The following is a 14644-nucleotide window of genomic DNA, read 5'->3' on the forward strand; positions in this document are numbered from 1 at the left end:
GGAGATCAACGATGACTGCCGCACTTGACTTCGCCACGTTACCGCCCGAAATCAACTCGGCGCGTATGTATTCCGGCGCGGGCTCGGCCCCGATGCTGGCCGCAGCGTCAGCCTGGCACGGCTTGTCCGCAGAACTGCGCGCCAGCGCACTGTCATACAGCTCGGTGCTTTCGACGCTGACCGGTGAAGAATGGCACGGTCCGGCGTCGGCATCGATGACAGCCGCGGCCGCCCCCTACGTGGCCTGGATGAGCGTCACCGCCGTCCGGGCCGAGCAGGCCGGGGCACAGGCGGAGGCTGCCGCTGCAGCGTACGAAGCCGCGTTCGCAGCAACGGTGCCCCCGCCGGTCATCGAGGCCAACCGCGCCCAGCTCATGGCGCTGATCGCCACCAATGTGCTAGGCCAAAACGCCCCCGCGATCGCGGCCACCGAGGCCCAGTACGCCGAAATGTGGTCCCAGGACGCGATGGCCATGTACGGCTACGCCGGCGCCTCGGCAGCCGCTACCCAGCTGACCCCGTTCACCGAGCCGGTGCAGACTACCAACGCGTCCGGCCTGGCGGCCCAGTCGGCTGCGATTGCCCACGCCACCGGCGCCTCGGCTGGTGCTCAGCAAACGACGCTGTCGCAGCTGATCGCCGCCATACCGTCTGTACTGCAAGGACTTTCGTCATCGACTGCAGCCACGTCCGCGTCGGGGCCGTCCGGATTGCTGGGCATTCTCGGGTCTGGATCTTCCTGGCTCGACAAACTCTGGGCGTTACTGGACCCCAACTCCAATTTCTGGAACACGATAGCTTCGTCCGGACTGTTCTTGCCGAGTAACACGATTGCGCCCTTTTTGGGTCTACTCGGCGGCGTGGCAGCTGCGGATGCGGCCGGGGATGTGTTGGGAGAGGCCACCAGTGGCGGGCTCGGTGGCGCGCTGGTGGCGCCGCTTGGCTCAGCGGGCGGGCTAGGCGGCACTGTCGCGGCCGGCCTGGGCAACGCGGCCACCGTCGGAACCTTGTCGGTGCCGCCGAGCTGGACGGCGGCCGCACCACTAGCCAGCCCCTTGGGCTCCGCGTTGGGAGGCACACCGATGGTGGCACCGCCCCCAGCAGTGGCGGCCGGCATGCCCGGAATGCCTTTCGGCACCATGGGCGGTCAAGGCTTCGGGCGTGCCGTGCCCCAGTATGGCTTCCGCCCCAACTTCGTCGCACGACCGCCCGCCGCCGGGTGATCCCGTAGGGGGTGGGTTCCCTGGAAAGCGCCAGGGTCACGATGGCGCAGCCGAATAGCCGACAGTGCTTTTCTCTGCGAATACCGGAGTTGGTCGCGCGAAGTCATTTCCGTTTAGCGCGTTCACCAGCGCAGGCGGGCCAGGCTCAATAAGCGGAAATTTCTCGGGCGAAGCACCCGTGCAGCAGCGCAAATAGATGGGATCGGCAGGACGTAGACATTGGGATATCTGGTGAAGTTCATAAGAGCTTGACCAGTTGGTGGGCAGAACTACGCGAGCGTGATTAGCATGGCGGCCATCGAGGGGACCGGAGGTCAGGGATGTTGGATTTCGGGGCGCTACCACCGGAGATTAATTCGGGGCGAATGTACGCGGGTCCGGGATCCGGACCGTTGCTGGCCGCCGCAGCGGCCTGGGACGCGCTAGCCGCCGAGTTGTACTCCGCGGCGGCGTCCTATGGCTCGACGATTGAGGGCCTCACCGTAGCACCGTGGATGGGTCCCTCCTCGATCACGATGGCCGCCGCGGTCGCTCCATATGTGGCGTGGATTAGCGTCACCGCCGGCCAGGCCGAACAGGCAGGGGCCCAGGCCAAGATCGCTGCGGGCGTTTATGAGACGGCATTTGCGGCAACGGTGCCGCCACCGGTAATCGAGGCCAACCGCGCTTTGTTAATGTCGCTGGTCGCCACGAACATCTTCGGGCAGAACACACCGGCGATCGCGGCCACCGAGGCCCACTACGCGGAGATGTGGGCGCAAGATGCGGCCGCGATGTATGGCTATGCCGGCTCGTCGGCCACTGCGTCGCAGTTGGCGCCGTTCAGCGAGCCGCCGCAAACGACCAATCCGTCGGCAACGGCCGCTCAATCAGCCGTCGTCGCCCAGGCCGCCGGCGCCGCGGCCAGCTCTGACATCACAGCGCAGCTGTCCCAGTTGATCAGCCTGCTACCCAGCACCTTGCAAAGCCTGGCGACAACAGCGACCGCGACGTCGGCCAGCGCTGGTTGGGACACCGTCCTGCAAAGCATCACCACTATCTTGGCGAACCTCACTGGGCCGTACAGCATCATCGGGCTGGGCGCTATACCTGGCGGCTGGTGGCTGACGTTCGGCCAGATCCTCGGCCTAGCCCAAAACGCCCCAGGTGTGGCCGCCCTACTGGGCCCGAAAGCCGCCGCCGGCGCGTTGTCGCCATTGGCGCCGCTACGGGGCGGGTATATCGCAGATATCACGCCTCTCGGTGGTGGGGCCACAGGGGGCATCGCCCGTGCGATCTACGTCGGGTCGCTCTCGGTCCCGCAGGGCTGGGCCGAGGCCGCACCGGTGATGAGGGCGGTCGCATCGGTATTGCCGGGCACCGGCGCCGCCCCCGCCCTGGCCGCCGAGGCACCAGGTGCCTTGTTCGGCGAGATGGCCCTGTCGAGTCTGGCCGGACGCGCGCTGGCAGGAACCGCGGTGCGCTCTGGTGCCGGAGCTGCTCGCGTCGCAGGCGGTTCCGTCACCGAAGACGTCGCCAGCACGACCACCATCATCGTCATACCCGCGGACTGACAGGACTTTCGAGATGGCACTTGAACTGGGCGTTAGCCCCCACCGGAGGGGGGAGAAGGACGGTGTCATCGCCACTGTGGCCGGTGGCTGGCGGCCAGCCAGTTAGCGGCCGGTTGAGGAAAGGTGTGGCAATGGATTTCGGATTGCAGCCACCGGAGATCACCTCCGGGGAGATGTACCTAGGTCCGGGCGCCGGTCCGATGTTGGCTGCGGCAGTGGCCTGGGATGGGTTGGCGGCCGAATTGCAGTCCATGGCGGCCTCCTACGCCTCGATCGTCGAGGGCATGGCGAGTGAGTCATGGTTGGGTCCGTCGTCGGCCGGTATGGCCGCTGCGGCCGCACCATATGTGACCTGGATGTCGGGTACCTCGGCACAGGCCAAGGCGGCCGCTGACCAGGCCAGAGCCGCGGTGGTCGCCTACGAAACCGCGTTCGCGGCGGTGGTGCCACCGCCGCAGATTGCGGCCAACCGCAGCCAGCTCATATCGCTGGTGGCGACCAACATTTTCGGACAAAACACCGCCGCGATCGCAGCCACCGAAGCCGAATACGGCGAAATGTGGGCCCAGGACACCATGGCGATGTTCGGCTATGCCAGCTCCTCGGCGACCGCCTCGCGGCTGACCCCGTTCACTGTACCGCCGCAGACCACCAACCCGTCCGGACTTGCCGGCCAGGCGGCCGCAACGGGGCAAGCGACCGCCCTAGCGAGCGGCACCAATGCGGTGACAACCGCGCTTTCGAGTGCAGCGGCGCAGTTTCCGTTCGACATCATCCCGACCCTGCTGCAGGGCCTGGCCACACTCAGCACCCAATACACCCAACTCATGGGCCAACTCATTAACGCCATCTTCGGGCCGACGGGCGCAACGACCTATCAGAACTTGTTTGTCACCGCAGCCAACGTCACCAAGTTCAGCACGTGGGCCAACGACGCCATGAGCGCGCCCAACCTGGGAATGACGGAGTTCAAGGTGTTCTGGCAACCCCCGCCGGCGCCCGAGATCCCCAAATCGTCGTTGGGTGCCGGACTTGGCCTGCGGTCAGGGCTTAGCGCGGGCCTGGCCCACGCCGCATCGGCGGGTCTGGGTCAGGCGAACCTGGTGGGAGACCTGTCGGTACCGCCCAGTTGGGCCTCAGCTACCCCGGCGGTCAGGCTAGTTGCCAACACATTGCCGGCCACCAGCCTGGCTGCGGCCCCCGCGACACAGATCCCAGCAAACCTGCTCGGTCAGATGGCTCTGGGGAGCATGACCGGAGGTGCCCTCGGTGCCGCCGCCCCCGCCATCTACACGGGCAGTGGCGCCCGGGCCCGCGCCAATGGGGGAACGCCCAGCGCTGAGCCGGTCAAGCTGGAGGCTGTCATCGCGCAGCTACAAAAGCAACCGGACGCAGTGCGACACTGGAATGTCGATAAGGCCGATCTTGATGGCCTGCTGGATCGATTGTCGAAACAGCCCGGCATCCACGCGGTACACGTGTCGAACGGCGACAAACCCAAGGTTGCCTTGCCCGATACTCAGTTGGGTTCACACTCAACGTGATTCGAAATCCACACTGATACTGGAGGTGATTACCGGCTGAAGCAAAGCGCATTGGAAATCCAGGCTTAGACCATTGCCATGTGGCCGTGAGATTCGTCACGTCTTGACATCCGCGTCCGGCGGGTCACCTTCGACCGCGGTCAATGTCATTGGTAGGTAAGGGCTTTGCTGTACTGATGGCCGAATTTTGACTCGAAAAGTATGTCGGGCCCTCGCAGCAGATCTGCCGCAGGACGCGATGCAATTACAACGCACGATGGGACAATGCAGACCTATGAGAATGCTAGTAGCGCTCCTGCTGAGCGCCGCCACCATGATCGGCCTAGCCGCACCCGGGAAAGCCGATCCAACAGGCGACGATGCCGCCTTCCTTGCCGCGTTGGACCAGGCCGGCATCACCTACGCTGACCCAGGCCACGCCATAACGGCCGCCAAGGCGATGTGTGGGCTGTGTGCTAACGGCGTAACAGGTCTACAGCTGGTCGCGGACCTGCGGGACTACAATCCCGGGCTGACCATGGACAGCGCGGCCAAGTTCGCTGCCATCGCATCAGGCGCGTACTGCCCCGAACACCTGGAACATCACCCGAGTTAGCGGGGCGCATTTCCTGATCACCGCGGTGGTGCGCGGTGGTGTGGTGCGTCCGAGGGGGTTGCGATGCACCCGGTTCGCCTAGGCTCAAACTGCTGTTAACCTGCGCGTGGTTGGCTGCCGTGGCCGTCTTGCGATCGGGAAGGACTCGGCGTCATGCAAACGCTGACTGTCGCCGATTTCGCTCTCCGGCTGGCCGTTGGAGTGGGTTGCGGGGCCATTATCGGGCTCGAGCGCCAGTGGCGGGCGCGGATGGCTGGGTTGCGCACCAACGCTCTGGTGGCGACCGGTGCTACCTTGTTCGTGCTGTACGCGGTCGCCACCGAGGACAGCAGCCCCACCCGAGTGGCGTCCTACGTGGTTTCTGGAATTGGATTCCTGGGCGGCGGGGTCATCCTGCGGGAGGGGTTCAACGTCCGCGGTCTGAACACGGCTGCCACGCTTTGGTGCTCGGCCGCGGTCGGAGTGCTGGCCGCCTCCGGGCATCTGGTGTTCACCCTGATTGGCACCGGAACCATCGTCGCTGTCCATCTCCTGGGGCGCCCACTTGGCCGGCTGGTCGACCGCGACAACGCCGTCGAAGACGAAGGGCTGCAGCCCTACCAGGTACGGGTGATTTGTCGGCCCAAAGCAGAGACCTATGTACGTGCCCATATCGTGCAGCGCACCAGCAGCAACGACATCACGCTGCGGGGTATACGCACGGGGCCGGCCGGAGACGACAACATCACGTTGACGGCCCACCTATTGATGGTTGGCCATACCCCGGCCAAGCTAGAGCGGTTGGTGGCGGAACTGTCGCTGCAGCCGGGCGTTTACGCTGTGCACTGGTATGCCGGTGAGCACGCGCAGGCCGAATGACCCACGACACTAGGGGCGGGGCTGTACTCGCGGCGCGGCCGCAGCCAGCAAGTCTGCCCGACTGCCGTTCAGCGGCGGGTAGATCCGCCGGGTATTGATTGACTGCTTGGTGGTCTTGGCCGGTGCGCCCTGCGATACCACTTTGCGTTCCCATCCCTCGGTGTACACCGCGCCCGCCGATCCTAGATCGAGAACCGTGACATACCAAGGGATCCGAAGAGCCAGCAACGGTTGGTCGAACAGATCGTTGATGACGTTGCAGCCGGCATAGCGGCCCATCGGGCGCCCATGCTGACACGACATGACCGACAGGTGCTCGTCATCCATCCGGGCCGCGGCCACATCGCCAGCAGCAAACATCGCAGGCACCCCGATCACCCGCAGGTAGTCGTCGACTTGCAGGCGTCCCAGCCGATCACGGGCTACCGGCAGCTGCTCGGTCAGGCGGCTGGCCCGCATGCCGGCGCACCACACCACGGTGGCCGCTGCCAGCCGTTCCCCCGATGACAGCGTTACACCGCCCGGGCTGACGGCGGCAACGCTCACGCCGGTTCTGGTCTCGACGCCGTTGTCCAACAGCGCCTGTTCGATCACCGGCCGCGCCGATAAACCCATATCGGAGCCGACGAAGGGGTTGTGGTCGATGAGTACCACGCGGGGGGTGACACCATCACCACGGGCGAACAACGCGTGCAGTCGGCCCGGCAACTCGCAGGCCGTCTCGATACCGGTCAGCCCGGCACCGACGACCACGACGGTTGCCGCCGCCGATGTCAGCGGCCCGCCGGCCAGTCCTTGCAGATGCTGCTGTAGCCTGACCGCGCCGTCGTACGTGTCGACATCAAAACCGAACTCTGCCAGTCCTGGCAACGCGGGTTTGACCACGTGACTGCCCGACGCGAGGACCAGTCGGTCATAGCTATATGAGGCACCGGTCGACGTGATGACGCGGCGGCCGTCGGCGTCGATCGCGGTCACCTCGGCGGTGACATGCGCAACGCCGGCAGGGCCGAGCACGTCGCCGAGCGGGATGCGGCAGGCGCTCAGATCAGCCTCATAGTTGCGAACCCGGATATCATGAAACGGTTTGTTGCTCACCACCATGACGTCGACCGTGCCCGCTGGGACGGCGAGCTCGTCGAGTCGTCGGGCCGCACCGAGCGCCGCCCACAGGCCCGCGAACCCGGAGCCGATCACCACCACCCGGGTCAACGGCTAAACACCTGACGACTCTGGGGTAACGCCGCCGCCGCGTGGCGACCGGGCAGGAACATTCACACGTGCCAACCTCCTTCGAGCCCGGGCCATCCGATAACACCGTTAGCCGTCGCGAGCTTACAGAAGGTGCAGGCATCGGGATTGAGTGCATCATGGGATACCGGTGAATACCGTCAGCCGGGGCAGCCAGGGTAGGGGACACCCCCCGCTCGGGCTGCCAGCGGAGTATCGAGCGGATCGCCATCGGCGTAGCGGATACCGGGTCAGAGCAGCGTACGCTGGCACATTCGGCTTCGGCTCGCTGGTTAGCGATTGTTAGTTGCACGCCCAGTTGACGATCCGCCCGCCTTCGAGTCGGTTCACGGCGTCGTCTTCTGCCGCGCGGCGCGTGAGTCCGGTTCCGCCTTGGTATTTCGAGCCGTTGTAGGCGACCGCGCCGCACCTGGTGAAGCGACTAACCACTTTGCAAGTCTTGTCACCGCACTTTTCTAGTGCGACTTGCTCTGCTCGCGCCGGTGTGCGCTGGTGCCACGCTTTGCCCGACGCGCCGCTGGGGGCATAGGCAATCGCCCCGTAATGGATAATCGGAGGGATAGGCAACCCGGCAATTTCCGACATCATGACTTCCGACATCGAACCGTTGGCGAGATGGGCGTCCACCGTCGGAACCAGCAGGATGCCCAGCCCGAGAGCAGCCCCTAGGCCGGCGGCTGCCATCGCGGTTCGGCGTCGGAGGTTTGTGATCATGTCCTGCCCCCTTTCTGCGGTCGGTAATCCAGCGGTTTGAAAGGGTTGAGCCGACTTACGCGCAGTGGATGCGTCGAAGGGTCAATGAGGCTGGGTACTGAGACGGCCACGGTTGGAAGCCCGGCGCCCTGGCCGATGATCGATCAGGTCATCGCTGTATGGAGGCTGCCCACCCACGGTGCTCGGTTCGGTCCGGGATTCTGGCGCTTGTGTGTCATGTGCCCAAGTGTGCGATAAATATACCTGACCCGGGTAGGGCATAAAGTCTCTAACAGCGCCGACTGGATAGGGAACAACGGCCTTCGGGCAAGCGGCTTCACTGTCAAGTCGTCACCTGTCACGCATGCGAGTCGTAGCCTGTCTGATGTGGATGCCGTCGCCGGATTCTTCTCAGCGCTGCCCGAGGAAATGCGGGACCCGGTACTGTTCGCCATTCCATGTTTTCTATTGCTGCTGATTCTCGAATGGACGGCGGCCCGCAAGCTGGAAAGCATCGAGACCGCTGCTACCGGGCAGCCACGGCCCGCCTCGGGCGCTTACCTCACCCGCGACTCGGTGGCCAGCATCTCGATGGGGCTGGTTTCGATAGCCACCACCGCCGGCTGGAAGTCCCTTGCCCTGCTCGGTTATGCCGCAATCTATGCCTACCTTGCCCCCTGGCAGCTGTCCGCCCACCGGTGGTACACCTGGGTGATCGCGATCGTTGGTGTCGATCTGCTGTACTACTCCTATCACCGCATCGCCCACCGAGTTCGGCTGATCTGGGCTACCCACCAGGCGCATCACTCCAGCGAATACTTCAACTTCGCCACCGCGCTGCGCCAGAAGTGGAACAACAGCGGCGAGATTCTCATGTGGGTTCCGCTGCCACTGATGGGGCTTCCCCCTTGGATGGTGTTCTGCAGTTGGTCGCTGAACTTGATCTACCAGTTCTGGGTGCACACCGAGCGGATCGACAGGCTGCCGCGGTGGTTCGAATTCGTCTTCAATACCCCGTCGCACCACCGGGTCCACCACGGAATGGACCCAGTGTATCTGGACAAGAACTATGGCGGCATCCTCATCATCTGGGACCGCCTGTTCGGTAGCTTTCAGCCGGAGCTATTCCGACCGCATTATGGCCTGACCAAGCGGGTCGACACGTTCAACATCTGGAAGCTGCAGACCCGCGAGTACGTGGCGATCGTGCGTGACTGGCGGTCGGCAACACGTCTGCGGGATCGGCTGGGCTACGTCTTCGGACCGCCGGGCTGGGAACCGCGCACCATCGATAAATCCAATGCCGCCGCCTCCCTGGTCACGTCTCGGTAACGTCGCGACCCGACATTGCGAAAGTATTACCGTCGGGTTTTGGTACGCCTTAGCCGTAACCGGCGGCGGGCGATGCGCTTGGCCCCGACGGATGGGAGTTCAAGGTGGTCCGCCTGGTACCACGCGCATTCGCAGCGACGGTCGCCCTATTGGCGGCCGGGTTTTCGCCGGCGACCGCCAGTGCCGATCCGGTCTTGGTGTTCCCCGGCATGGAAATCCGTCAGGACAACCACGTCTGCACCCTGGGCTACGTCGACCCAGCTCTGAAAATCGCGTTTACCGCGGGGCATTGTCGGGGCGGGGGAGCGGTCACCAGCCGGGACTACAAGGTTATCGGCCATCTCAGGGCCTTCCGGGACAACACACCCAGCGGCTCCACCGTGGCCACGCACGAGTTGATCGCCGACTACGAGGCGATTGTGCTGGCTGACGACGTCACGGCAAGCAACATTTTGCCGAGCGGGCGTGCACTGGAATCCAGACCGGGTGTGGTTGTTCACCCGGGCCAAGCGGTCTGCCATTTCGGCGTCAGCACAGGCGAAACCTGTGGGACCGTCGAAAGCGTCAACAACGGCTGGTTCACCATGTCCCACGGCGTGCTCAGTGAGAAGGGGGATTCGGGGGGCCCGGTCTACCTGGCCCCCGATGGCGGCCCCGCGCAGATCGTCGGGATCTTCAACAGCGTCTGGGGCGGCTTTCCCGCGGCGGTGTCCTGGCGGTCGACGTCCGAGCAGGTTCACGCGGATCTCGGCGTGACGCCCCTTGCTTAGCAAGCACCCCGTTAGCGGCCACCAGGTTGATCGCCGTGTGTTTGCTAGAGCGGTGATCTCGGTTGTGTCAGACTTGCCGCGTGGGCAAACGCCGGGATGCGAGGGAACAGATCGAGGCGAAAATTGTCGAACTCGGCCGTCGCCAGCTGCTGGATCACGGCGCGGCCGGGTTGTCGCTTCGGGCAATTGCCCGCAACCTGGGCATGGTGTCCTCGGCCGTATACCGCTATGTGTCCAGTCGTGATGAGCTGTTGACTTTGCTGCTCGTCGACGCCTACTCCGACCTGGCCGATACCGTGGACCGAGCCCGCGACGACACCGTCGCCGACTCGTGGAGTGACGACGTCATCGCAATCGCTCGAGCGGTGCGCGGTTGGGCAGTCACTAACCCCGCCCGCTGGGCCTTGCTATACGGTAGCCCGGTTCCTGGTTATCACGCGCCGCCTGACCGTACCGCGGGCGTCGCCACCCGCGTGGTCGGAGCGTTCTTCGACGCGATCGCCGCGGGAATCGCCACCGGAGACATCAGGTTAACCGATGACGTTGCGCCGCAGCCGATGTCATCGGACTTCGAAAAGATCCGGCAGGAGTTTGGCTTTCCCGGCGACGATCGTGTCGTCACAAAGTGCTTTCTGCTCTGGGCGGGCGTGGTGGGCGCGATCAGCCTGGAGGTATTCGGTCAGTACGGGGCCGACATGCTAACCGATCCAGGAGTGGTTTTCGATGCCCAGACACGGCTGCTGGTGGCCGTGCTGGCCGAGCATTGAAGCTACTGCAATCGGCGTGTCCAGCCGGAATTAGAACGTGTTCACTCAAGGCTACCAGTGCTGACACTTGCGGTGGTGGCAAATGCAATCTGAGCCCTTTCTGGCCCCTGGCAAGCTGGGCTGTCCTGCGAGACGCTCATCCTTCTCGTTCTGTCGCTGATACAGATCGCAGGGGTTACCCCCGGACCTAGAAGCCGCCGAAACGGCTCTCACCGGCTTGTTAGGCGTCCGGAAGCGGATTCGGATGCGCGATGTCCGCTCTGCGCACGACACCTGTAGCAGTCTGGGCAAGCCCGCGATGTCGTCGCGAGTATCTCGTTGAGCTATCTCGGAGAGATGCCCTTCGAGTTAGTATCGTCGGTTCGTGTAGAGAATATCTATAGTGACTTTTGCGGGACTGTGGGCCGGGTCTACACCAGGGGCTCGAAGCCGCATTGGCCGAAGCAAGCGGAGGTGCAAGTGCCGACATGAGCGGCGCCAATGAGCCGCGCCGGCGACGATGCAGTGGGGGTACCGCCCGCTTGCGGGGGACGAAGCGATGACGAGGAGCGGCGCCAATGAGCACCGACATACCCGCCACCGTTAGTGCGGAGACCGTGACGTCCTGGTCGGATGACGTCGATGTAACGGTGATTGGTTTCGGCATCGCCGGCGGTTGCGCGGCGGTCAGCGCGGCCGCCGCCGGCGCCCGGGTACTGGTGCTCGAACGTGCCGCCGCGGCGGGCGGCACCACCGCGCTTGCCGGGGGGCACTTCTACCTGGGGGGCGGAACCACGGTGCAGCTGGCGACCGGTCATCCCGATTCACCCGAGGAGATGTACAAGTACCTGGTCGCGGTCTCCCGAGAGCCCGATCACGACAAGATTCGCGCCTATTGCGACGGCAGCGTCGAGCATTTCAACTGGTTGGAGGGCCTGGGTTTTCAGTTCGAGCGTAGTTACTTTCCCGGCAAGGCCGTGATTCAACCCAACACCGAGGGCTTGATGTTCACCGGAAATGAGAAGGTGTGGCCATTCCTGGAGTTGGCGGTGCCGGCACCGCGCGGGCACAAGGTACCCGTGCCGGGCGACACCGGCGGTGCCGCCATGGTGATCGACCTGCTGCTCAAGCGAGCCGCAAGCCTGGGGATACAGATCCGCTACGAGACGGGCGCCACCGAGCTCATCGTGGACGGGACCGGCAAGGTAACCGGGGTGATGTGGAAGCGGTTCTCCGAAACCGGTGCAATCAAAGCGAAGTCGGTAATCATCGCGGCCGGCGGATTCGTGATGAACCCGGACATGGTGGCCAAATACACTCCGAAACTGGCCGAGAAGCCGTTCGTGCTGGGCAACACCTACGACGACGGGTTGGGCATCCGGCTGGGTGTATCAGCCGGCGGCGCCACCCAACACATGGACCAGATGTTCATCACGGCTCCGCCGTACCCGCCGTCGATCTTGCTCACCGGCATCATCGTCAACAAACTCGGACAGCGGTTCGTCGCCGAGGACTCCTACCATTCCAGGACCGCTGGGTTCATCATGGAACAGCCAGACAGCGCGGCGTATTTGATCGTCGACGAAGCCCACCTGGAGCACCCCAAGATGCCGCTAGTCCCGTTGATCGACGGCTGGGAAACGGTTGTGGAAATGGAAGCCGCGCTTGGCATTCCACCGGGCAACCTGGCGGCGACGCTGGACCGCTACAACGCCTACGCCGCGCGCGGCGCAGATCCCGATTTCCACAAGCAGCCGGAATTCCTTGCAGCACAAGACAACGGGCCGTGGGGGGCGTTCGACATGTCGCTGGGCAAGGCGATGTATGCCGGATTCACTCTGGGCGGGCTGGCCACGTCGGTGGACGGTCAAGTACTGCGCGACGACGGCGCGGTGGTGGCCGGCCTGTACGCGGTCGGGGCATGCGCGTCCAATATCGCCCAGGACGGCAAGGGATATGCCAGCGGGACCCAGCTGGGTGAGGGGTCGTTTTTCGGGCGTCGCGCCGGAGCGCATGCGGCGGCCGCGGTAGCCCAAGCGTGATAGTCACCTCACGTCGCGACTGTGAATCCTGGGACGCGACACGCCCTGAAAGCGTCGTGAGAGTCGCAGTCGCGCACACGGGTTACACCCGTACCGGTTCGTTTTCGACTGGGGCCAGCCGCCATTGGCCGCCACCGAGTAGTTCGAGCTGGTTTTCGTGCAGCCGCTCGAGGGCGGGGCGATGGCTGACGCTGACCACGATGCAGTCCGGCAGCTCGCTGCGCAGCAATTGGTAGAGCGCAAACTCCAGCCCGGTGTCCAGCGCCGAGGTACTTTCGTCGAGGAAGACCGCCTTGGGTTTGGTGAGCAGGATGCGAGCAAAGGCAACACGTTGCTGCTCACCGGGGGAGAGCACCTTGGCCCAGTCGCGTTCCTCGTCCAGCCGGTCACACAGTGGGGCCAGCGCCACCTTGGTCAGCGTGTCCCGCAGGGTGGCGTCGGGGATGGCGGCCGCAGAGTTGGGGTAGCACACCACGTCACGCAGCGTCCCCAGCGGCACATACGGCAACTGCGACAAGAACATCGTCTCGTTCTCGCCGCCCGGCCGGTGCAGGGTCCCCGATGCGTAGGGCCACAGTTCCGCCAGACTGCGCAGCAGCGTGGTCTTGCCGGCCCCAGAACGCCCGGTGATCACCAGCGAGCCTCCGCGGTCCAGCCGCACATCGAGCGGGTCGATCAACCGATCGCCGGCAGGCGTACGCACCTCGATGTCGTTGAGCTCGACGGACTCGTCGTCGCTCGGTCGGGTCAGGACCGCGGGCAGGGCGCGGCCTTTCTCGTTGGCGTCGACCAGCCCATGCAATCGGATGATTGCTGCGCGGAAGGACGCAAACGCGTCGTAGTTGTTGCGGAAGAACGACAACGAGTCGTGAATGTTGCCGAAGGAAGTCGCCGTCTGCCCGACATCGCCGAAGTCGATCTGCCCGGCGAATAATCGAGGCGCCTGGATGACCCACGGCAACGGAACAATTGTCTGGCTCACCGACAGATTCCATCCATTGAATGCGATGCTGCGCCGAACGTAGCGACGGTAATTGTCGATCACCGGCGTGAACCGCCGCTGTAGCTGGGTACCTTCCACCCGCTCGCCGCGGTAGAAACCCACCGCCTCGGCGGCGTCGCGTAGCCGAACCAGCGCGTAACGGAAAGCGGCATTGAGCTTTTCATTGCGGAAGCTGAGCCAGATCAGGGGCCGCCCGATGATGAACGAGATGACCGTGGCCACGAACACATAGACCAGCACGGTCCAGAACATTGCGCGCGGGATGGACACGCCGAAGATATTCAGGGTGCCCGAGAGATTCCACAGGATCGCTGTGAAAGAAATCACCGAAATGATCGACTGCACGGCCCCGAAAAGCAGCGTGCTGGCCGTCCCGTTGGAGGGAGCATTCGGAGTGCCGCCTGCCCCGGCGGTGAAGATATCGACGTCTTGCTGAATGCGCTGGTCGGGGTTGTCGATCGTTTCGTCGATGAACAGGTCTCGGTAGTAGGCCCTGCCGTCGAGCCAGTCTTGTGTGAGGTGGTGGGTTAGCCAGACCCTCCAGGCGATGATGAAGCGCTGCGTCAAGTAGATGTCGGCCATGACCCGGGTCACGTGCAGCACGGCCATCACGCTGAAAACCCCGATCGACATCCAAAATCCTCGCACACCTGAGCGTTTGACCGTGCCATCGCCAGAGGCGATGCCCTCGAAGGCCTTCTGCAAGGCCGTGTACATGTCGTTGCCTTGGTAGCTGAATAGCACATTCAGGCGCACTGCCAGCACTACCGAAAGCAACAACACGCCGAGCATCAGCCACACGCGAACGCTGTTGGGGCCAACGAAGTATGCGCGGGTGATCCGCCAGAACTGCCGGCCCCAGGGCGTCAAATACCTGAGCAGAACCAATATCGCGAGCACACAGATGGCACTGATCGTCCAGGCTTTGCCGACCCAATACACGGAATCCGGGAATGCTCTAGACCAATCGATGGACGGCTTAAACAATTTCGGGCCCAAGGTCGACGTCTCCTCACAAACAGAAATCCTTCGGG

12 protein-coding genes and 2 pseudogenes are annotated in these 14644 nt (G+C 64.2%); 11 read left to right on the forward strand and 3 right to left on the reverse strand.

Annotated elements, in window-relative coordinates:
* Window positions 1-11: 11 nt before the first annotated feature.
* From MCAN_RS09530 to MCAN_RS09550, 5 genes are all read left to right on the forward strand, one after another.
* Entirely contained in the window at window positions 12-1223 is a 1212-nt protein-coding gene (locus MCAN_RS09530; RefSeq protein WP_003409179.1) for a PPE family protein, read from the forward strand.
* A gap of 323 nt (window positions 1224-1546) precedes the next feature.
* On the forward strand, window positions 1547-2776 hold the full coding sequence (locus MCAN_RS09535) for a PPE family protein (RefSeq protein WP_003901258.1): 1230 nt from the start codon (window positions 1547-1549) through the stop codon (window positions 2774-2776).
* A gap of 131 nt (window positions 2777-2907) precedes the next feature.
* Window positions 2908-4320, forward strand: a complete 1413-nt coding sequence (locus MCAN_RS09540; RefSeq protein ID WP_014000957.1) for a PPE family protein — start codon at window positions 2908-2910, stop codon at window positions 4318-4320.
* A 274-nt stretch (window positions 4321-4594) separates the two neighbouring features.
* Complete coding sequence (locus MCAN_RS09545) at window positions 4595-4915, forward strand: DUF732 domain-containing protein (RefSeq protein ID WP_015288168.1); 321 nt, start codon at window positions 4595-4597, stop codon at window positions 4913-4915.
* A 153-nt stretch (window positions 4916-5068) separates the two neighbouring features.
* Complete coding sequence (locus tag MCAN_RS09550; protein ID WP_003899032.1) at window positions 5069-5773, forward strand: MgtC/SapB family protein; 705 nt, start codon at window positions 5069-5071, stop codon at window positions 5771-5773.
* 9 nt (window positions 5774-5782) lie between these two features.
* On the opposite strand, the gene MCAN_RS09555 is transcribed toward MCAN_RS09550, so the two are convergent.
* The gene (locus MCAN_RS09555) at window positions 5783-6985 is read right to left on the reverse strand and encodes an NAD(P)/FAD-dependent oxidoreductase (protein WP_014000958.1); all 1203 of its coding nucleotides are present in this window, start codon (window positions 6983-6985) and stop codon (window positions 5783-5785) included.
* Window positions 6986-7306: 321 nt separating this feature from the next.
* Window positions 7307-7738: a DUF4189 domain-containing protein gene (locus tag MCAN_RS09560; protein WP_003409199.1), complete on the reverse strand. Its 432-nt coding sequence runs from the start codon at window positions 7736-7738 to the stop codon at window positions 7307-7309.
* 366 nt (window positions 7739-8104) lie between these two features.
* Here MCAN_RS09560 and MCAN_RS09565 point away from each other — a divergent pair, with 366 nt between their 5' ends.
* The 6 genes and pseudogenes from MCAN_RS09565 to MCAN_RS09580 all read left to right on the forward strand — a co-directional run bounded on the left by MCAN_RS09565 (window position 8105) and on the right by MCAN_RS09580 (window position 12607).
* Window positions 8105-9049, forward strand: coding sequence for a sterol desaturase family protein (locus MCAN_RS09565; protein WP_003899033.1), 945 nt, complete (start codon window positions 8105-8107; stop codon window positions 9047-9049).
* A gap of 104 nt (window positions 9050-9153) precedes the next feature.
* Window positions 9154-9819, forward strand: coding sequence for an Rv1815 family serine proteinase (locus MCAN_RS09570; RefSeq protein ID WP_014000959.1), 666 nt, complete (start codon window positions 9154-9156; stop codon window positions 9817-9819).
* Between the two features lie 80 nt (window positions 9820-9899).
* Window positions 9900-10586, forward strand: coding sequence for a TetR/AcrR family transcriptional regulator (locus MCAN_RS09575; protein WP_003899034.1), 687 nt, complete (start codon window positions 9900-9902; stop codon window positions 10584-10586).
* Window positions 10587-10724: 138 nt separating this feature from the next.
* Window positions 10725-11002: pseudogene (locus MCAN_RS23545) on the forward strand (VOC family protein); the annotation flags it as partial.
* Window positions 11003-11072: 70 nt separating this feature from the next.
* Window positions 11073-11147: pseudogene (locus tag MCAN_RS22400) on the forward strand (16S rRNA (guanine(966)-N(2))-methyltransferase RsmD); the annotation flags it as partial.
* Window positions 11144-12607 carry an FAD-binding protein gene (locus MCAN_RS09580; protein ID WP_014000960.1) on the forward strand — a complete coding sequence of 488 codons (1464 nt, stop codon included), beginning with the start codon at window positions 11144-11146 and terminating at the stop codon, window positions 12605-12607. The pseudogene MCAN_RS22400 and the gene MCAN_RS09580, both read left to right, overlap by 4 nt.
* A gap of 82 nt (window positions 12608-12689) precedes the next feature.
* Here MCAN_RS09580 and bacA read toward each other — a convergent pair whose 3' ends face one another.
* Window positions 12690-14609, reverse strand: a complete 1920-nt coding sequence (gene bacA / locus MCAN_RS09585) for a vitamin B12 ABC transporter ATP-binding protein BacA (RefSeq protein WP_015288169.1) — start codon at window positions 14607-14609, stop codon at window positions 12690-12692.
* Between the last annotated feature and the right edge of the window lie 35 nt (window positions 14610-14644).

It is taken from the genome of Mycobacterium canetti CIPT 140010059 (assembly GCF_000253375.1).
In the GTDB taxonomy this organism is placed as follows: Bacteria; Actinomycetota; Actinomycetes; order Mycobacteriales; family Mycobacteriaceae; genus Mycobacterium; species Mycobacterium tuberculosis.